General features: G+C 59.7%; 13 protein-coding genes. 6 read left to right on the top strand and 7 right to left on the bottom strand.

What is annotated here, in order from left to right; all coding sequences use genetic code 11:
* Positions 1–293: 293 nt before the first annotated feature.
* The 4 genes from VGU25_12445 to VGU25_12430 form a co-directional block, all read right to left on the bottom strand.
* A complete protein-coding gene (locus VGU25_12445; GenBank protein ID HEV2578011.1) occupies positions 294–2483 on the bottom strand; it encodes a hypothetical protein in 2190 nt (729 codons plus the stop codon).
* A gap of 435 nt (positions 2484–2918) precedes the next feature.
* Positions 2919–3611, bottom strand: a complete 693-nt coding sequence (locus VGU25_12440; protein HEV2578010.1) for an RES family NAD+ phosphorylase — start codon at positions 3609–3611, stop codon at positions 2919–2921.
* Positions 3612–4049, bottom strand: a complete 438-nt coding sequence (locus VGU25_12435) for an MbcA/ParS/Xre antitoxin family protein (protein ID HEV2578009.1) — start codon at positions 4047–4049, stop codon at positions 3612–3614.
* Between the two features lie 268 nt (positions 4050–4317).
* On the bottom strand, positions 4318–6387 hold the full coding sequence (locus tag VGU25_12430; protein ID HEV2578008.1) for a hypothetical protein: 2070 nt from the start codon (positions 6385–6387) through the stop codon (positions 4318–4320).
* Between the two features lie 493 nt (positions 6388–6880).
* Here VGU25_12430 and rpoD point away from each other — a divergent pair, with 493 nt between their 5' ends.
* Positions 6881–8593, top strand: a complete 1713-nt coding sequence (gene rpoD, locus VGU25_12425; protein HEV2578007.1) for an RNA polymerase sigma factor RpoD — start codon at positions 6881–6883, stop codon at positions 8591–8593.
* 118 nt (positions 8594–8711) lie between these two features.
* Positions 8712–9560: a TIGR03435 family protein gene (locus VGU25_12420; protein ID HEV2578006.1), complete on the top strand. Its 849-nt coding sequence runs from the start codon at positions 8712–8714 to the stop codon at positions 9558–9560.
* Positions 9561–10383: 823 nt separating this feature from the next.
* Here VGU25_12420 and VGU25_12415 read toward each other — a convergent pair.
* A complete protein-coding gene (locus VGU25_12415; GenBank protein HEV2578005.1) occupies positions 10384–11316 on the bottom strand; it encodes a TlpA disulfide reductase family protein in 933 nt (310 codons plus the stop codon).
* A gap of 363 nt (positions 11317–11679) precedes the next feature.
* Between VGU25_12415 and VGU25_12410 the strand changes: the two genes are divergently transcribed.
* Both VGU25_12410 and VGU25_12405 read left to right on the top strand, forming a co-directional pair.
* The gene (locus VGU25_12410) at positions 11680–13233 is read left to right on the top strand and encodes an ATP-binding protein (protein HEV2578004.1); all 1554 of its coding nucleotides are present in this window, start codon (positions 11680–11682) and stop codon (positions 13231–13233) included.
* 273 nt (positions 13234–13506) lie between these two features.
* Positions 13507–16650, top strand: a complete 3144-nt coding sequence (locus VGU25_12405) for an aryl-sulfate sulfotransferase (protein HEV2578003.1) — start codon at positions 13507–13509, stop codon at positions 16648–16650.
* A 130-nt stretch (positions 16651–16780) separates the two neighbouring features.
* Here VGU25_12405 and VGU25_12400 read toward each other — a convergent pair whose 3' ends face one another.
* Both VGU25_12400 and arsM read right to left on the bottom strand, forming a co-directional pair.
* Positions 16781–17212: an arsenate reductase ArsC gene (locus tag VGU25_12400; protein HEV2578002.1), complete on the bottom strand. Its 432-nt coding sequence runs from the start codon at positions 17210–17212 to the stop codon at positions 16781–16783.
* Positions 17213–17222: 10 nt separating this feature from the next.
* Positions 17223–18131 (bottom strand): arsenite methyltransferase, encoded by a 909-nt coding sequence (gene arsM, locus VGU25_12395; protein HEV2578001.1) that lies wholly within the window; start codon positions 18129–18131, stop codon positions 17223–17225.
* 80 nt (positions 18132–18211) lie between these two features.
* Here arsM and VGU25_12390 point away from each other — a divergent pair, with 80 nt between their 5' ends.
* A complete protein-coding gene (locus VGU25_12390) occupies positions 18212–18640 on the top strand; it encodes a metalloregulator ArsR/SmtB family transcription factor (protein HEV2578000.1) in 429 nt (142 codons plus the stop codon).
* A 67-nt stretch (positions 18641–18707) separates the two neighbouring features.
* Entirely contained in the window at positions 18708–19070 is a 363-nt protein-coding gene (locus VGU25_12385; GenBank protein ID HEV2577999.1) for a VOC family protein, read from the top strand.
* The last annotated feature ends 44 nt before the right edge of the window (positions 19071–19114 follow it).

The raw sequence follows: 19114 nt of genomic DNA, 5'->3' as shown, positions 1-19114 counted from the left end.
TATAGCTCGAAGAACATCCGGCCAACACGCTTGTAGCAAGAGTTGCAAGAACAGCAGCAAACAACGGGAAACGAAATCGAATCGACATACGGGGCCCTGTCACTCTCAAAAGCTTTCCCCCAAATATGTTCCAAATCGGGACAAAAGCCTCTAGCCAGAGCGTGTGTTGTGCCTACAACTTCGGTTTCGGTCGGTTACCTCCTTCTCTACTGCGCTTCCACTGTCGATGCATCAAATCGCTGCGCTCCGCCGGTCCAACTCCCTGATTCCAAACGGCCGGACCCAAAAGTCGACTACGGCTCAATCCCCAGGTTTCCTTTCGTAACCGTCGTTACCGCAGTCCTGCCTGTGCCTGTAATGGTGGTCATGCCCGCATACATCGGTGACGCCGTCGGCGTCCCCAGCCCCAGCAATTCCGTGACAGACTGATCGGAGTTCCCTGACCAGACGTTGCCGGCAGGATCGACACCGATGACAGCGCATCCCGTCCCTCCCGGTGCATCCGTGCTGAAACCGTTCGTGGCCAACCAGTTCCCCGTCGACACATTCAACGCACTCACCGTGTTCGCGCCCGCGCTCGCCACCCAGACCACATTGCTCCCGTCAACGAACGTCTTCGACGGGTTGTTCATGCCGCCGTTCGCATACGCCCCCGTGAGCGTACCCGTGTTGACCGCGTAGAGCCCCGCGCCCGACGGAGCCCAGATGTTGCCCAGTCCATCCGCAGCTGCTCCCTCTGCCTCGGCGACCGTCTGGTACGTCGCCCCCATGTTCGGTTCAGATACCCCGTACCTCACTGTTCCGTTGTTGTTGTTGACTGTCAGGCCCCCGATGTAAGTGGTATTCGTGCTCGGAAACCACACGGATCCCGTATTGTCGGCGGCGAGCCACCCCGGATTGCTCACATTTGTATAGTTCGTGTTGTTTGCGAAGTGAACGCTCGCATAGGTACCGGCATCGTAGGATGCGATGCCCGTCGTCGTCTCCGTAACCTCATACGCCAGGTAGTTGCCGCCCGCCGGATTCAGCGCGAACGCCGTCAGCACAGGGCCGTTTCCCGTCAGGTGAGTCGTGATCGTCGCCAGGTGAGCTCCGGCCGACCCCATCACGTACACATCGCTATTTCCGAAATCAGAGATCCAGATCGAGCCGTCCTGCGGAGAGACTGCGACACCCTTCACCATCTTGAAACCGTACTTGCTGTTCGAGTACGTGGTGACCGCGCCCAGCGCCCCAATCTCCACCACACCGTTCACACGATCCCCAATCCACGCATTGCCGCTCGCATCGAACGCCATGTTGTAAGGCCCGCTCACGATCGGGCTGGACGTGCTCGGTGTGCTGATGACGCTCTTGTAAATCACAGGCATCGTCCAGTCCGTAGGCTGTGAACCCACCGGCCCAAACGGCCCTGTCGACCCGCCGAGATTCCAGATAGTCGCGACATTCTGTGCCTGGTTATGCGCGATGTTGAAAATTGCATTCGCCTCGTCGGTCGCCTTTGTCCCCCCTGACGTCGTCGCCGCTGCGAAGAGCTGCGTGCACTGTGTCGAAGCTTGTGTCGGCGAAACCGGCTGCGTGTTCACGCACGTCGACAGAATGTTCGCCAGCTCATTGATCTTCTGCTGCGGAGCGATGCTGTTCGCGTTTCCAGGAATTGTCGCGTTAGCCAGACCATTCGCCAGCGTCACAATATTGTTGGCATTCGCAAACGCAGCCGCAATCGCCGTCTCGCCCGATGCATCCGACGACACGTTGTACGCATTCGTCGCAAAGCCGCTCACCGAATACGCGAAGGCCACCGTCGTTACTTCGTTGATCACCAGGTAAGGTACCTGCGACGCCATGGTGCCCGACGCCGGGCACTGGCCCAGTGCCGCCATCTGCACCGCGCCCGTGTTATATACCGAGAACTTGACGGACACGTTCGTACCCGCAGCGGTGGTCTTGTTGCTCAGTGTGACCGTTGTCCCATTCACCGCCGTTACAGTTCCGCTTACTCCGGTACCGGATGCGGTTGACCCAATGCTGATCCCCGTCACACTCGCTACCGTGATCGTGCTGCTGTTGGTCGCGAACGTCGCGGTCGTTGTAGAGCCGGTCAACCCCGGATTACCTGCCACCGCCACCATGTACACCTGCTGCCCTACCGTGCACGTATAGTCGGGACCAACCGCAAAATTGCCGTTCGCATCCGTCGTCACATAGCAGGCGTTGCTTACAACAGGGCTGCTGCAGCTCACGCCGCTTTTCCCGGACGTGATCAGCGAGGTCGCGCTCGTGTTGTATCCGCCCTGCCCGGCCGCAAACAGATAAATCTGCGCACCCACCACAGGAAAATTGCCGCCGTGCACGCCACCCTGAATCACGCCGATCGGTGTCTGCTCCGGCGTCACCTCGCTCGGAACAAAGTTCGCGGAACATCCAGCCAGCGTGCCCGCGATTAGAAGAGTCGAGACGATCGCAACCAAACGCTTCAACATAGTCACCTGTTCAAAAATCTGTGACAACTATGCTTCTTAGCGGTACAGAAGGCTGTAACCCTTCGTGCATTAGGTACTGCAACTTGGGTCCAATTACGTAGGTCACATGACCCTAAAGTTGCTTGCCAATTTGGGAAAGATGCAGCCTATTTCGGCGTGCCACGACCCAATTTGGAACAAAAGGTGCCAAAAACCAACCTCCGACGAGCCGACCGGCTCATCCGAGCTTGGTTGCGTTGTCGTAGTAATGCGCCTTTAGGCTGATTACCTTGCTGCCGTATCACGAGGTACATCCGTGAGGACATCGGACTGTTTTGTTAAGGGCACGGCTGGTAGCCTCCCGCTTTAGCCCGAGGTCTCCGTGCCCTAACAGCGGGAAAAAAGGAAAGGTGCCTTAGCCCCCAGGTGTGTGTCTCCTCCGGACGCTAACATTCCTCACGATTGAGGCGTCGCAGCGATCACACTGGCGTTGGAGGCCGAGACGGTAACCCTGTACTGGTCCCCGCGACGGACCTTGTAAACCATCCCCGGCCGGAAACAGGCCACGCAAGTACCGCCTGCAAAGCGCACGCTCGGGTAAACGATGCCCGCTACGCCCTCGCTCAACAGCTTCGCCGCCAGCGACTGGCCGGGAAGATAGCAGTCCGGTACAGGCTCCGGCGCAAGGTAAGTATTCCGGTCTGAATCCTCGAGATTGTAGAACTCACCGCTAAAGTCTGCCAGGAAGGCCTGGTAGTCACTGGTCACATCGTCCTCTGCGCGTGTGTCTCGCAGGAACTTGCGCTTGTGGTAAGCGACTTCCATAAGGGATGTTTCGAACTCCTGACCCGCATACCATGCGCCCCGGCGCGAGTCGTTGAAGCGTCCACCCTGCGGGCCGGGATGGCAAAACGCCGCATTGATGATGGCGGCTTCCGGAACGCCCGCGACCAGCTCATCGCGGCTCACCCAAAGGCTCATACCTCGTTCTGCGGTGTTGCGGTCATTCGTGGCCGCGTCCAGCTCGCTCAGGTCCGAGAGCACGTCGGCGGGCAACGCGAGACTCTCCAGCACGCTGCCGCCATTGCTGTATTTGGTTGGGATGAGTCGAAAGGTGTCACGCGCTGAAAAGGGGCCAAGCTGTCCCACTCACTGTCCTCCGCGGCTCGCATCAAGGAGACGACGGATCTCCTGTAAACCGGGAATTCCCATTCGCAGCGCATACGACAGCGGCGTGTGCCCGGCGAACAGACGATTGTCGTTGGGACGGATCATCCATTGGTCTGCGAGAGCGTCAGGCAGAAGGATGTGAAGCGCCTTGTAGATGCCCACCACATAGGAAATGCGCGTGAGCTCATCCTGCGTCCGGGTCCCTGCAGCGGTCTTCAGCTTATGCATTGTGGACTTCCCGAGTCCGCCCAGAAGCTCGCCACCCTGCTCGATCGTAAGGTTCCAATGCTTGAGGATCGCGAAGAATCCATCCATTGCGGACTGGCTGAGCCGCTCACGAACTGCGTACTTGCTCAGGTCCGGAACCTCCTCGAACTTGTATCCGGGGGATATGTGGGATGGGTTGTAGGTGGCCACAGGACGAGCCCTCCTTCAAGAAACCACTTTACTCTCCATAAATGGATGCTTGCAAGTCCATAATCGGACAAAATCGGTAGGCAGCGGATCGGCACAGGGATTCTTCGTTGAGCGCACGGCTGGTAGCCTCGCGCTTTAACCCGAAGTCTCCGTGCCGTAACAGAGGCAAAAAAAAGGGGGGCTTTCGCCCCCCATTGCGTCAACCTAGACTTGCCCGGGCTGCGGGTCTTTCCCTGATTGCCCCCGCCCGGCAGAAACGCCCTCGCTATTAAGGCTTCACACCAATCTGTCCCGCATAGACCGGCGTCACCGTCGGCGCCGCAATCCCCAGGATCTCTGACACCGACCCGTCGCCGTTCACCGTCCACAGGTCGCCGGCTGGGTCCGTCGCTACCCCGTAGGTCGCGCCGGTGCTTCCCGTCTGGAAACCGTTGCTCGCCAGTGCCGTCGTTCCGTTGAAGCCGCTGACCGTGGACGCGCCGGAGTTCGCGGCCCACAGGTTCCCCGCGCCGTCGAACGCCAGCGCAACAGGATTATTCAGCCCACCGTTCGACAGGGTCGTCGGAGATGCAGCGATCGGAAGCCCGAAAAAGTTGGTCAGATTGAAGTAGTAGCCCGAGAGCGTCGGAATCTTATTGAAGAAATTCAGATCGTAATTCTGGTAGCTTCCGCTCGCATATGTCGCATTTTCAACAATGGTGTTGTTCGCTTGAGCTTGCCACGCGTGGTTGGACGAATCCATCGCAATGGCTGAAGCGCTGTTGACCTTCCCCGAATAATCATCGTATGCAACCTCCGTAGTGCCGTTATTCGCGAGAATGCCGACGCACGCGCAGCCGCCATTCTCCGCAAGGAACGCATTTCCATTTGTGTCGACTGCAATCGCCTCCGGTGTGCCAATGCTCCCGTAGCCATCAGCACCGCTCTGGTTGTAAGTCGCCGCCGTCTGGGCCACTCCCGAAGCGCTGAACCGGCTGATCGAGCTGTTGCCCGCGTTCAGCACCAGCGCGCTGCCGTTGCTGTTGAACGAGATCGCGTTCGGATTATTCAACTGGTTGCCGGAAATCGTGCTCAGCCACTTGCCCGTCTCGTCGAGCCGGTAAATCTGGCTGTTCGTGTAGTCCAGCGCCCAGATGACGTTGCTCGGGTCAACCGCCAGCGCGTAGATGCTTCCGTTCGCGCTTCCGTTATTCAGGTTGGTGAACCGCGTCACGACACCCGCCGGCGTAATCTCCACCACCGCGCCGCCATTGCTGCCATCGGCAGCCAGGCTGTTGCGGTCACTCACCCATGCATTGCCATTCGAGTCGAAGGCAATGTTGCCCGGATGCGAGCTCACCACGTTCTTGTAAGCGATCGACAAGGTCCAATCCGAGGGTGTCAGCTGGCTCGCAGTCCATACCGGTGTGGTCGGAAGAAGATTGAAGATGCTGCCAACGTTGTTGGCGGGATTCTGCGCCAGATAGATCATCGCCTGCGCCGTGTCACCGCTTGATGCCAGCCCCGTGCCCTCGGTAAATGTGTTGAAGCCTTGCACCGTGTTGTTCAACAGGGAATAGCAGGGTTGATAAACCGGCTTGTTGGCGTTTCCGCTGTTCAGCGTGCCCGAGGTGTTTACGCACGTAGCCAGAATGTCCGCAAGCAGCGTGAGCTTGCTCACCGGCGTCGACCCGATCGAGCCGCCGGTTAGCGTAGCGCCCGGAACCGTGCCACGCCCGATGTCGACGATGTTCGTCGAGTTCGCCATCGCAATCCGGATCGCTGTCGCTCCGGCCGTCGTGTTGTCTGTAGCGATGTCGAATTCGTCCTTCGCAAACGGCGCCATCGCATATGCAAACGCCACCGTTGTCATCTCATCCATGTCCAGGTACGGGACCTTTGCCGCCATATTCCCGGCCGCCGGGCACTCGCCCATGCCCACCATCTGAACGATGTAGTTGTTATTAGTGCCGCTCGAAAGCCCGGGGTTTCCGCCCAGCGCCACCAGGTACACCTGCTGGCCGGCTGTGCAACTGTACTCGCCGCCCAGGGAGAAGCTGCCGTTCGCATCCGTCGTCACATAGCAGGCACCGGCCAGTGCGGGATACGCGGTGCCATTCCATGTCGCGTACTTGTTGTTGCAGGTAACTCCAGGTGCTCCCTTGGTGATCAGCGAGGTCGACGCGGTCTTATAGCCGCCCGTCCCCGTCGCGAACAGGTAGATCTGGGAACCGGTGACCGGGAAGTTGCCGCCGTGGACCGCACCCGTGATGTTGCCGATCGGCGTCTTCGAGTCGCTTCCCGGCGCGATGGCCGAGGGGGCAAAGTTGGCTGAACATCCGGCCAGCAGGCTGGCCATAACGAAAACCGAAATCAACGCAAAAGGGACCCGCTTGAACATTAGTCGTACTCACCTTGTGAACTTTCGTGTTGAAACAACTATGCCGCAGCTAAGTACCAAAGGCTCTAACCCGTGCGGCTTTAGTACTGCAACTAGTGTCGAATTACGTAGGTCACGTGACCCTAAAGTTGTGCCCGCCTTTCTGCCGTTAATTCGGTCGTTTCCCCCTCCGAAAAGCATCCAAAACTGCATCTTTAAGCCCCCAAAACGCGTCTAAATTGGTGTAAACTGGCTCTGCTGGAGAACCTGCGCCTCCGAGTTGCCGAAGTAATTGGTTGTATTTCAATCACTTCCGCCCGCGCCCGCGGCCTTGACCGCACCCGAGTCCCCCGGCGACCCCTATAAATCAAGGGAGTTCCTCGCGCGAAGCACGTTACCTAGCGCAGGTCTGTCCCCACCATGACTTTCGCCCATCTAACCCCAGTGGGCCTTTTCCGAGGAGCGCCAAACCGTGGCAGAAGAGCTCGACAAGTACGAAGAAGACGTAGACCGCATCATCGACACCGGCAAGGAGAAGGGATATCTCACCTTCGGTGAGGTCAATGACCTCCTCCCCGGCGATATCACCTCGCCCGACGATCTCGACGACCTACTCACCACCATCAACACCCAGGGCATCGATGTGCTGTCCGGCGACAACCGCCGCGGCGCCGCCGAGCGGGATGAAGAGCACGAGGCCGGCGAAGAGTCTGACGACGTAGAGCTCGATCTCTCGCCCGGGACCCTGGAAAAGACCAACGACCCCGTCCGCATGTACCTCCGCGAGATGGGCACCGTTCCCCTGCTCACCCGCGAAGGCGAAGTCGAAATCGCCAAGCGCATCGAGCGCGGCCAGATGCGCGTCATGAAGGCCATCTCGCGCTCGCCCATCGTCATTCGTGAGATCGTCGCGCTTGGCGAGGACCTCAAACGCGGCGTCCGCAATATTAAGGAGGTCGTCACCTTCGACGAAGAGGAGCTCACCGAAGAGATCCTCCAGGCGCGCGTAAGGGCCACCGTCGCCCGCATCGACTCCCTTCTCAAGCACCAGAAGAAGGCCGCCGAGTGGCAGGCACGCGGCGAAGAGCCGCACGGCAAAGACGCCAAGGCCAAGGACCGTGATCGCCGCAAGTCCCGCTGGCACCAGGGCCGCGAGACCGTCTACGTCACCCGCGTTGTCCGCGAGCTGAAGTACACCAACGCCGAGAAGAAGCGGCTGCTGGACAAGGTCAACAAGACCGTCGACTCCATGCGCACGCTCGAGCGCCAGATCCGCTCGCTCGACGCCAAGCACGAAGCCTCCCGCTCCGAAGAGCTCAAGAAGGAATACCGCCGCCAGCAGAAGAACTGCCGCACGGATTTGGAACGCCTCGAGCAGGAGTCCGGCATCTCCATCGATGCGCTCAAGAAGACCCAGCGCGAGATGATCCAGGGCGACATGGACGCCGAGAAGGCGAAGCGGGAGCTCATCGAAGCCAACCTCCGCCTGGTCGTCTCCATCGCCAAAAAGTACACCAACCGCGGCCTGCAGTTCCTCGACCTCATTCAGGAGGGCAACATCGGCCTCATGAAGGCGGTCGACAAGTTCGAGTACCGCCGCGGCTACAAGTTCTCGACCTACGCCACCTGGTGGATCCGTCAGGCCATCACCCGCGCCATCGCGGACCAGGCCCGCACCATCCGCATCCCGGTGCACATGATCGAGACCATCAACAAGCTCATCCGCACGTCGCGTCAGCTGGTGCAGGAGCTCGGCCGCGAAGCCTCATCCGAAGAGATCGCTCGGCGTATGGACATCCCTGTCGCGAAGGTCCGCAAGGTCCTCAAGATCGCGCAGGAGCCCATCTCGCTCGAGACTCCGATCGGCGAAGAGGAAGATTCGCACCTCGGCGACTTCATCGAAGACCGCATGGCCGTCTCGCCCAGCGATGCCGTCATCTCGGTCAACCTGAAGGAGTACACCTCGCAGGTCCTCCGCACCCTGACGCCGCGCGAAGAGCGCGTCATCAAGATGCGCTTCGGCCTCGAAGACGGCTCCGAACACACGCTCGAAGAGGTCGGCCAGAGCTTCCAGGTCACCCGCGAGCGCATCCGCCAGATCGAAGCCAAGGCCCTCCGCAAGCTGCGTCACCCGTCGCGCTCGCGCAAGCTCAAGGCCTTCGTCGACGGCGTCAAAGAGCTCTAACCCAACATCAACTCAGCAACACCAGAGGCCGCGAGCAATCGCGGCCTCTTTGTTTGAACTTGACACAAGCAGCCGCCGGATAAGACCGCGTGTAGGATTCTGGCCGAGGGCTCAACCAATGATCCGCAGGATTTGCCTGGCTGGAATTTTGTCTACGAACCTGGCAGTGGCGCAGATCGCAACCGCTCCGTCTTCACACAAAACGTATGCATTCGATGTCGTATCGATCAAACCGGCGCATCCCGACGGGAGCTGGCACTTCGGCTTCCGTTCCACCGGTTATTCCGCCGCCGGAGTGACTCTCGGCATGGTAATTCAGCAGGCTTACTTCGGATTCAACATGGGAGGCAAAGACGCGGTCATCCGTGCTCCAGACTGGGCTGGAAAGGACACCTGGGACATCGAGGCCAAGGTCGCGCCCGAAGATTTAGCGGAATATCAACGGGGAGGCGCGTTGAGCCCGATGGACAATCCAGTCGCTCAGCAGATGCTTCAGAGCATGCTTGCTGAACGATGCAAACTCGTCGTACACCGCGTACCGGCTGAAGTGCCAGGCTTCGCTCTCGTGCTCGCCAAGGATGGCCCTAAGCTGACCGAAGCCCCCTCAGACCAGACCCAACCATCGGGAAGCATCCGTGCCCCCGGCGGCGGCTTTCTGGTCCCATATCAGCGAGGCCAACGAGCCGTAGTTGGTTACTACGCAATGTCCATGCCCGCATTCGCGTTACATCTGCGCGGCATGGCAGGTGGCCCCGTTGTTGATCGCACCGGCCTCACCGGCAAATACAATTTCACTCTCACATGGTTGAGCCTGGATCCAAATGAGCGCGAGGGCTCTGTCTCTTTCGATGATCCGTTTCCGCTCTCTCACTGGAACTTCGCCGCCCTCGGCCTCAAGGTTGAGCAGATCCAGGTTCCCACCGAGCACATCGTCATCGACCATATTGAGAAGCCTTCGCCAAACTAGTCTTGACCAGCGGGACGATACCGCCGGATCTGCTCGATGGAGATTGGCTGATGCCAAGGTTCAAAGTCTTGAAGAGTGTCGCGCATAACATCGGTCATTCCTTTACCAGCCCGATGGATTACGCGGTTGACGATTACTCGATGGGGCACATCTTGCGCTTCGCACGGGAAACCGGGATCAACGCTCTGACCATAGATTTATTGACGGGCCACGGAACTCCAGCGTCCCTATTGAGGGAACCCATCTCTGGCTTGCCCGAGTGGTACTCGAAGATGTTTCTCAAGATAGTGCAAAGTTCTGGGTCGGACCGGGAGCTACTTCAATCGGCCACACTGACCTTGGTCTATGATCTGCAACGCAGCAAACCCGGCCCGATTCCAGATGAACCTCAGAGTCCTTTCAACTGCGATGTCTCCATAGTTGACATTCGGGGCAAAAGCTACGCTGCTCACTTCGACGGATGGTGGTATGTCGAAAGAGCGACAAGCAGCATGCCGGACGTCTCACCTGTGCACCGCTCGTGGAATCCGTTTAGTTGGCTACGATCGCGATGAGGCACCGATCTGCCACGTAACGGGCTCCGGTTTTTTGTGAAGCAGCTCGGCTTCACCAACCGTTCACGTCACCGGATCGCGAAGCCAAAGCCCTCCGCAAGCTGCGTCACCCGTCACGCTCGCGCAAGCTCAAGGCCTTCGTCGACGGCGTCAAAGAGCTCTAACCCAACATCAACTCAGCAACAGCGAGAGGCCGCGAGCAATCGCGGCCTCTTTATTTCGAGTGAATAGAGCGCAATTCACGACGATTGACTCAGATTCTCCATCGCTCACATTGTCGTAAGGAGCCTATCGATGTTGCTGTGCAACAACCGAGTAGTTGCTTCATCTGTATCGAACCCATAGCGGCAAAGCCGAATGTGGCCGCGCTGATCGACGACGAGAAGGAGCGGCAGTCCCTCATTGTGTAGCTTGCTGCTCAGTTCGAGATAGGGTGTACCCGGATCAAGCGCAATCGGCATCGTAATCTGTTTGCGCTTCAGGAAATGCGTGATCTTTTCCTGCGTGTCCCCTTCGATCTCGGGGTTGACCAGCAAAAAGCGGACCTTGGCATTCCCTGAATACTCTTTATAGGTCCTCTCCAATGAGGGAAGCTCAGCAATACAAGCACCGCACCACGTTCCCCAAAAATCTAAGACAGTGACATGTCCCTGAAGTTCGGATGGACCGATCGGCGTCCCGTCCAACGCGGTTAGCTTCAGGTCGGGTAAGGGCATGTCAAAGCCGGATTGTGCATTTGAAGCCTGCAGAAACCGGGCTTTTCTATCGATAGACCGCAAGATTCGGAAGCCACACACCCAGGTCGCTACGACGCACCCCACGGAAACCACAACAGTAGCGAAGGAAAAGAGCCGACGCCGTTCACGCCATAGAGCCGTGCTTTGGGCGCCCAAGGATGTGATGACAAGAATAGACGCAAATCCAATCCATAGCGCGCCCGAAGGACGGCCTAACATATATCTCCATCCTCTGAGATCGGGAGACAGGGTATACAGGGCGATAACGAAGCCGGGAACACCCATACCGACCCCCGCCAGCAGGCCATGCCAGCATGCGTGGCTCCGTGCAGATCTCCCCGCCACAATCGCAAGAAGAATCACTGAGAGGCATAGAAGGTCGCCGAGCAGCGGTGTGCCGAAGATGTTCCGAAGATGAAACGTCGTCAAAACTCGGATCAACGCTATAAGAACGATCAGAACCAACAGTCCGGTGAGAAGAGCGCGGAGAGCGCCGTTGCGACCTTGCACCATTTTTTACAACCCCAGTCGACACTACTCACAAATCGGCTTATCTTCATTGCTCGCAACTAAATAGTCAAGGATGCGCACGATGACAGACTGGTTCGCGCGCCCAGCAACAGCTCAGAGGCCGCGAGCAATCGCGGCCTCTTCTTACTCGCCCGCGCACCTTTACCACGAATGGGTTATCGACCGCTGGCCTATATGATGGATTCAACGCAATCAATCGCAGAGAGTCCGCCCCTGGAACCCCGGAAGATGCTGCAGTCATCTGAGAAGCCGAACCATTCCACACATCCTAAGAGTCGCATTCACAGCTCGGGAGAGATGGCGGAGCTGGTGCGAAACTTCGACTGGGCGCAGACTCCGGTGGGTGCCATCGAAGACTGGCCGGAACTTCTGCTGAACACGGTAAACACGCTGCTGAGCTCAAGGCAGCCGATGTTCCTGTGGTGGGGTGAGGACCTCATTCAGTTCTATAACGACGCCTACCGGCCGTGTATAGGTGCGGACAAGCATCCTTCCGCGCTGGGGCAGCGTGGCTCCGAGTGCTGGTCAGAGATTTGGGACGTCATCGGCCCGCTGATTGAAAACGTGATGACCAAGGGCGAGGCCTGCTGGAGTGAGGACCAGCTGATCCCGATCTATCGCGACGGCAAACTGGTCGATGTCTACTGGACCTTCAGTTACAGCCCCGTGTGGGACGCAGCGGGAAACGTCTGCGGCACCCTGGTCGTCTGTTCCGATACGACTGGGAGGATTCAAGCTGAGAAAGCCATCCTCACCGAACGATCCCGGCTCCTCGAGGTGCTGCGGCAGGCCCCGGCCTTCTTTGCCTTGTTGCAGGGTCCGGATCATGTAATCACCATCGTCAATTCGCTGTATCTGCGTTTGGTGAATCACCGCGACGTCGTTGGGAAGCCTGTTCGTGCGGCACTCCCCGAGGCGGCTGAGCAGGGGTACCTCGAAATTCTGGATCGCGTTTATCAAGGCGAACCGTATGTAGGGCAGGGCGCTCGATTGGACGTGTACGCCGGAGAGGGTGTTCCGCCAGACGAGCGTTACCTTGATTTCATCTACCAGCCTTTGCGTGAGGGCGACGACACTATCTCCGGCATCATCGTTCTGGGCGTCGACGTCACCGATCGGAAACGGGCACAGGATGTGCTGCTGCAAACCGAGAAGCTGGCTGCGGTCGGGCGGCTTGCGAGCTCTATCGCGCACGAGATCAATAATCCGCTTGAATCGGTGACAAATCTCCTCTACCTGGCGCACCAGACCGCCGATGATCCCGAAACTCGCGGATACCTCGCAATGGCCGATGTGGAGCTGCGGAGAATGTCTTCCATCACCAACCAGACCTTGCGGTTTCACCGGCAAAGAACCAGCCCTGCGCCTATACAGCCGGGAGTCCTTCTCGAGAATGCGCTCTCGATCTATCAGGGGCGTTTGATTAACTCCAGCATCGAGACCTCTACCCGTATACGTGCAAGCCGCCCGCTGGTCTGCTTCGATGGTGAGATTCGGCAGGTGCTCAACAATCTTGTCGGCAATGCGATTGACGCGATGGCCGGTTCCGGCGGAAGGCTTTCGCTGCGAAGCCGGGAAGGAACGGACTGGGCTTCCGGAGCCAGCGGCATCGTCTTTACGGTTGCAGACACAGGGGTGGGAATGAGCCCCGAAACGGCATCCCGGATATTTGAGCCCTTCTTCACCACCAAGGGACTGAGTGGAACTGGGCTGGGATTATGGATAAGCCATGACATTATCCAGCGGCATCGGGGCAGGCTCAAGGTGAGATCGACCACAAAGCGCGGCCGGTCGGGTACAACCTTCACGCTTTTCCTGCCTTTCCGCTGCGACGACATCAAGGACATCTAAAACCTTCGAAAGGCGCGCTTTTCAGCGGGCCTTTTCTCTTTCTACCCGGTCTCGCTGCCCCTCTTCTCTCGAGATTCTCTCCCGGACCGCCCTTGCGTCCCAAAACGGGAATCACCCCCCTGTGCAGGTAACGTTACCCATCTGGTTGCCCCGGTCCAACGAACGTTATGCTCCCGAACCCAAAGTGGCAATAGTCGCGGGGCGAGGTTTGCACCAGACTGTGTGAGTGCCATTTCGGGAATCCACTTCCCCACATAGGAGTTTCTCCGTCAAATGAGGCCCGCTCGACTCGCCCTGTTCCTGCCCCTGGTTGCCTGCGGATGTAGCAGCATCTCCAGTCCGACCGCGTCCCCGAACTTCACTGTGGCCGCAGCACCAACAACTCTCGCGTTGCAGAGTGGCGGCGCGCCGCGTGCGCTCACCGTCACGGTTAACCCCGTCGATGGCTTTGCCTCGCCGGTTACAGTTGCGCTTTCGGGGCTACCCACCGGTATCACCGCCTCCCCCGCGACCCTCTCTGTGGCCCCTGGGCAGCTTGCGCAATTCCAGTTGAGCGCAGCCAAGTCGACACCCACCGTCTCCTCGGCTCCCGTCACCGTTATGGCTACCAGCGGCACAATGAGCAGCAGCGCGGTGGCAACGCTTGCCATCACCAGCGCGCCCACTCCGGACTTCTCCCTTGCCGCCTCGCCCACATCTCTCTCGCTTCAGGCCGGAGGCTCGGCTCGCTCCGTCACGGTCACCGTCGACCCGGTGAACGGCTTCACCGATCCCGTCAGCGTTTCGCTCACGGGACTTCCCGCCGGCGTGACTGCCACGCCCGCAACAGTCTCTGTCACCCCGGGCCAGCTCGCGCAGTTCCAGGTGAGCGCTTCCAAGTCGGCCGCCACAACCTCCTCGGCCTCCATCACCGTCACGGGCGCCGACGGCTCACTGAGCCATACGGCCGCGACGGCGCTGGCCATCACGTCCGCGTCGGTTCCGGACTTCTCGCTCACCAGTGCGCCCACCGCTATCTCGCTGCAGGCCGGTGGTTCGGCCCGCTCCGTGACGGTCACCGTTGACCCGGTGAACGGCTTTACTGATCCCGTCAGCGTCTCGCTCACCGGACTTCCGGCGGGCGTCACTGCCACCCCCGCAACAGTCTCTGTCACCCCGGGCCAGCTCGCGCAATTCCAGGTGAGCGCGTCCAAGTCCGCCGCCACAACCTCTTCGGCCTCCATCACCGTTACGGGTGCCGACGGCTCGCTGACCCACACGGCCGCGACAGCGCTGGCCATTACGTCCGCATCGGTTCCGGACTTCTCGCTCACCAGTGCGCCCGCCGCTCTCTCGCTACAGGCCGGCGGCACGCCTCGCTCGTTCACGGTCACGGTCAACCCGGTAAACGGCTTCACCGATCCCGTCAGTGTTTCGCTCACCGGACTTCCGGCGGGCGTCACTGCCACGCCTGCCTCACTCTCGGTTGCTCCGGGTCAGCTCGCGCAGTTCCAGTTGAGCGCAGCCAGCTCGACAGCAACAACCTCCTCGGCCTCCATCACCGTCACGGGCGCGGACGGCTCGCTGACCCACACCGGCGCGACTCCTCTGGCCATCACCGCAGCGGCGAACGTCGTCTCCAATGCCTCGCTCAGCGCCACCAGTTATGACTTTGGCGGCAACCTTGTCGGCTCCACGCTGACCAAAACGGTCGTGACGGTCACCAATACAGGAACAGCGGCCGTCACGCTCAATCCCTCGGTATCGGGCGATCCCAGCTACTCCATCGCCGCCGGCTCATGCGGCACAAGCCTTGCTGCGGGCGCCAGTTGCTCGGAGTCGGTGAGCTATGCGCCCACCACAGCCTCCGGTAGCACACCGCAGACAGCCACGCTGAATCTTGGCCTTGGCAACGTCCCGGCAGGCACCGCACAGACCGTCTCACTCACCGGCATCTCCGCGGTGCTCGCGCAGGGAACAGTCACCAGCAGCAACAACCCGCAGGTGGCTCTCTACACGATGACTCTGCCGTTTCCCGGCTCTGTTACCGTCAACTTCGGCAAGGACACCAACTACGGCCTGCAGACCTGGACGCAATCCACCACGCAGGCTGGCGGCTCCGTCAGCATCTATGTTGCCGGCATGCAGGGCAATACCGCCTACCACATGCAGGCCTCAGTCCAGCTTCAGAACGGCATCTCGGCCACCGACATCGATCACACCTTCACCACCGGGAAGCCGCTGCTGTCGCCGAACCTCACCGTCACCACCACTGCCGGCCTTACCCCACAGTCGGGGCTTGAGGAGCTCACGCTTCTGGCCGGCTCCATGGTCGGGATTGCAACCACCGATCTGCAGGGCAACGTTGTCTGGTCCTATACCCTGCCAAACTCGCCATCCACCGATGACATCGAGGGCGTCAAGCAACTGCCTAACGGCAATTTCGTGATCGGCATCGGCCAAGGCTCGTCGTACCCGATCATCAGCGGCAGCGCTCCTGGTCCGGGCACCGTTGTCGCCATCCGCGAGATCGATCTCGCAGGCAACATCGTTCGCGAAATCTCGGCCGCGGATCTCACCGATGAACTCAAAGCCGCCGGCTACAACATCATCCTGCAGCAGTTCCACCACGAGGTAACGCCGCTGCCCAACGGGCACATCCTGGTCCTCGCCAACACAACACAAACGTTCACGAATCTCCCCGGCTATCCCGGAAATACCAACGTGCTCGGTGATGTCATCATCGATCTCGATCAGAATCTTCAGCCCGCCTGGGTCTGGAACGAGTTTGATCACTTCGATGTGAACCGTCATCCGATGCAATTCCCGGACTGGACGCACACCAACGCCATCGTCTACTCCCCGGACGACCACAACATCCTCGTGTCCATCCGGCATCAGAACTGGGTCGTCAAGGTCGACTACGAGGACGGCGCCGGCTCCGGCAAAGTTCTCTGGCGCCTCGGTGAGGGCGGCGACTTCACCCTCCAGGGCGGCACGGATCCGACCGACTGGCAGTACGCGCAGCACATGCCCCACATCGTCGGGCCCACCAGTGCCGGCATCTTCTCGCTGATCCTCATGGACAACGGAGACGATCGCATCTTCCCGGATGGCGGCCAGTGTGGCACCGGCTCCGAACCCGCCTGCTACTCCACCATTCCGGTCTTCCAGATCAACGAGACCGCTATGACGGCCACACTCACCTTCCACCAGATTCTGCCAACCAGCCTCTATAACTTCTGGGGTGGCAACGCAGAGCAGCTGGCGAACGGTAACTACGAGTACGACATCTCCGGCCTCGCGGCGGCCTCCGACATCTTCGAGATCACGCCCGACAACACCAACCCCACCACCGTCTGGCACATGCACCTGAGCGGCGCAAACGCCTACCGCGGCTTCCGCGTCCCCAGCATGTACCCCGGCGTTCAGTGGTAAACAACTTCAACTCACACAAAGAGGCCGCGAGCAATCGCGGCCTCTTTGTTGTTGCGATTGCACCAGCTGTCCAGGCGTCCGGTCCTTTGCCTCGATCGGGAATTATCTGGTGGCCTGACACGAAGGTTCGTCAAGCGCTTTGTTGCGCAGACGAAACCATCGCCTCACTAACTTTCTCTCTCACTATCAACTCTTCCACGCGGCGCTTCACCTCGTCACGAACCGCGCGAACCTCCTCGACAGGCAAGCCCTTCGGATCCCGCAGCGGCCAGTCGTCGCGACGCAGGCCGGGAACAAACGGGCACTGGTCACCGCAGCCCATGGTGATGAGAAGCTGCGCGTCTTTTGCCAACTCCTCCGTAAGCTTTTGAGGCTTCGCATCGCTGAGATCGATTCCAACCTCCTGCATAACTGCCCGCACCTCGGGGTGAACGCGCTCGCCCGGTTGCGTGCCCGCCGATATGGCCCGCGCCTTATCCGAATCGGCAAGCTGGTTGAAGAACGCGGCGGCCATCTGCGACCGCCCTGCGTTATGAACACACGCGAAAATAACCTTCAGCATCTCCGGGCTCCTATGCGCAGCACGATGGCCCGCAGCATGCGGCAGGTGTCGCAGCGGCTTCGGGATCCTTCGTCGGCTTGATCGCGTAGACCTTCACGCTTGCGGCTGCCGTGTTCACGTCGTACTTCGAGAGCAAGTCCGATAATTCAGCATGGAGCGTCGGCGTATCCCCTGCCGGTGAGCAGCACGAACTTCCATCCATGCCAGGCGAGCAGCAGCCGGACTGATTCTCGACCTTCGCATACGCATTGAGGTCACTTCCGCTGTCTACGATTTCGACGTGCTCGAACCCTGCGGCCAGCAACCCGGCGCGGTACTCTTCAATCCTGATCGCTCCCGCAATGCAGCCCACGTAGGCTGCCATGCTGCGCGCCACGGCCTGCGGCAACTCGCCCTTCAGAGCAATGTCACTCACAGCAAAGCGTCCGCCCGGCTTGAGCACTCGCGCAATCTCACGAAACACGGCAGATTTGTCCGGCGCCAGGTTGATGACGCAGTTCGAGATGACACAATCAACCGAGGCATCAGGAAGCGGTATGCGGTCGATCGTCGATTCGTAAAACTCAACGTTCGTATATCCACCCCCTGCCGCGTTCGCACGTGCCCGTTCAATCATCGCCGGTGTCATATCGATCCCGATAGCGCGGCCCTCCGGCCCAACCTTCTTCGCCGCGAGAAAGACATCCAAACCGCCGCCGGAGCCCAGGTCTACCACCACCTCGCCGGGACGCAGATTCGCGGTTGCCGTGGGATTCCCGCACGACAAGCCCATGTTTGCCTCTGCCGGGATCGAGGTCAGTTCCTCCGCCGTGTAGCCGAACGCCTCAGCGACGGCCTTCACGCCTGCATCGTTGGTTGAAAGACTGCTCTCCGCTACAGCTCCATACTTCGACCGCACCGAATCAAGAATCTGCTCCATGACAACAACCTCCAGCGACATATTCGCCATGGTGAATATATGGGTTGCGGAACAAATTCGTCAAGGCGTATATATAATGTATGGCTCCCAAGGCAGCTTTCGACATGCAGCAGTTCTTCCAGGCGCTCGGAGATAACACGCGCCTCCGGCTGCTCAACCTCATGGCGGATCAGGAGGTTTGCGTCTGCTATTTCGTTGAGATCCTTGGCGGACTTCAGCCGAAAATCTCCCGGCACCTCGCCTATCTGCGGAATGCGGGCATCGTCTCAGCGCGGCGCGAAGGCAAGTGGATGCACTACAGGATTGTGATGCCGCCACACGCAGGAGCTACGCAGATTCTCCGCCAGACGCTCGACTGGCTGAAGGAAGATAAGGCGATGCAGGCAGACCGCGCGCGGCTCGCAAAGGCCTGCTGTGCGCCGGCCAGATACGATCTCGAGGGAGCTCCACTGCCCACGCGCTTATCGCAGAGGCGTGCATCTGCAGCGGCAGGTTGCGAGATGAAATGAAAATTTCCCCCCGCACCGTGACCCTGCCGGCGTAAGCTCTGGAGACATCTTCGTCCGAGGAGACCCTATGGCTTCCATCACTGGATTTGGCGGAATATTCCTGCGCGCCAACAATCCGAAAGCTCTGTACGCGTGGTACGAGCAGCATCTCGGTGTCGTAAAGTCCGACGGAGCGTTTCGATTCCCTGCGCCGACCCAGGGCGCCCAGGTCATCTTCGCCTTGTTCAAACAAGACGACGCCTACTTCCCTCCGGCACAAAAAGCCATGCTCAATCTGCAGGTCGACGACCTCGATGGTTTGCTCGACCGCCTGATCGCCGAAGGGGTCACCGTCGATCCGAAGCGCGACAGCTACGACTTCGGAAAGTTTGGCTGGATCACCGATCCCGAAGGAAATCGCATCGAGCTTTGGCAGCCCATCGGCGACTAACCCATACCGAGCCGCGACGACCGGCGTGTATAGTGCTCTCATTT

Source organism: Acidobacteriaceae bacterium, from assembly GCA_035944135.1.
In the GTDB taxonomy this organism is placed as follows: domain Bacteria; phylum Acidobacteriota; class Terriglobia; order Terriglobales; family Acidobacteriaceae; genus Granulicella.
Note: the sequence above shows the minus strand (reverse complement) of the source record. Positions and strands in the feature narration are given on the sequence as shown.

What these genes read in the sequence shown, in the direction of transcription:
- VGU25_12445 (HEV2578011.1), bottom strand. Translation starts at nt 2,483, where the DNA reads ATGTTGAAGCGTTTGGTTGCGATCGTCTCGACTCTTCTAATCGCGGGC.
- VGU25_12430 (HEV2578008.1), bottom strand. Translation starts at nt 6,387, where the DNA reads ATGGCCAGCCTGCTGGCCGGATGTTCAGCCAACTTTGCCCCCTCGGCC.
- VGU25_12420 (HEV2578006.1), top strand. Translation starts at nt 8,712, where the DNA reads ATGATCCGCAGGATTTGCCTGGCTGGAATTTTGTCTACGAACCTGGCA.
- VGU25_12410 (HEV2578004.1), top strand. Translation starts at nt 11,680, where the DNA reads ATGGCGGAGCTGGTGCGAAACTTCGACTGGGCGCAGACTCCGGTGGGT.
- VGU25_12405 (HEV2578003.1), top strand. Translation starts at nt 13,507, where the DNA reads ATGAGGCCCGCTCGACTCGCCCTGTTCCTGCCCCTGGTTGCCTGCGGA.
- VGU25_12400 (HEV2578002.1), bottom strand. Translation starts at nt 17,212, where the DNA reads ATGCTGAAGGTTATTTTCGCGTGTGTTCATAACGCAGGGCGGTCGCAG.
- arsM (HEV2578001.1), bottom strand. Translation starts at nt 18,131, where the DNA reads ATGGAGCAGATTCTTGATTCGGTGCGGTCGAAGTATGGAGCTGTAGCG.
- VGU25_12390 (HEV2578000.1), top strand. Translation starts at nt 18,212, where the DNA reads ATGGCTCCCAAGGCAGCTTTCGACATGCAGCAGTTCTTCCAGGCGCTC.
- VGU25_12385 (HEV2577999.1), top strand. Translation starts at nt 18,708, where the DNA reads ATGGCTTCCATCACTGGATTTGGCGGAATATTCCTGCGCGCCAACAAT.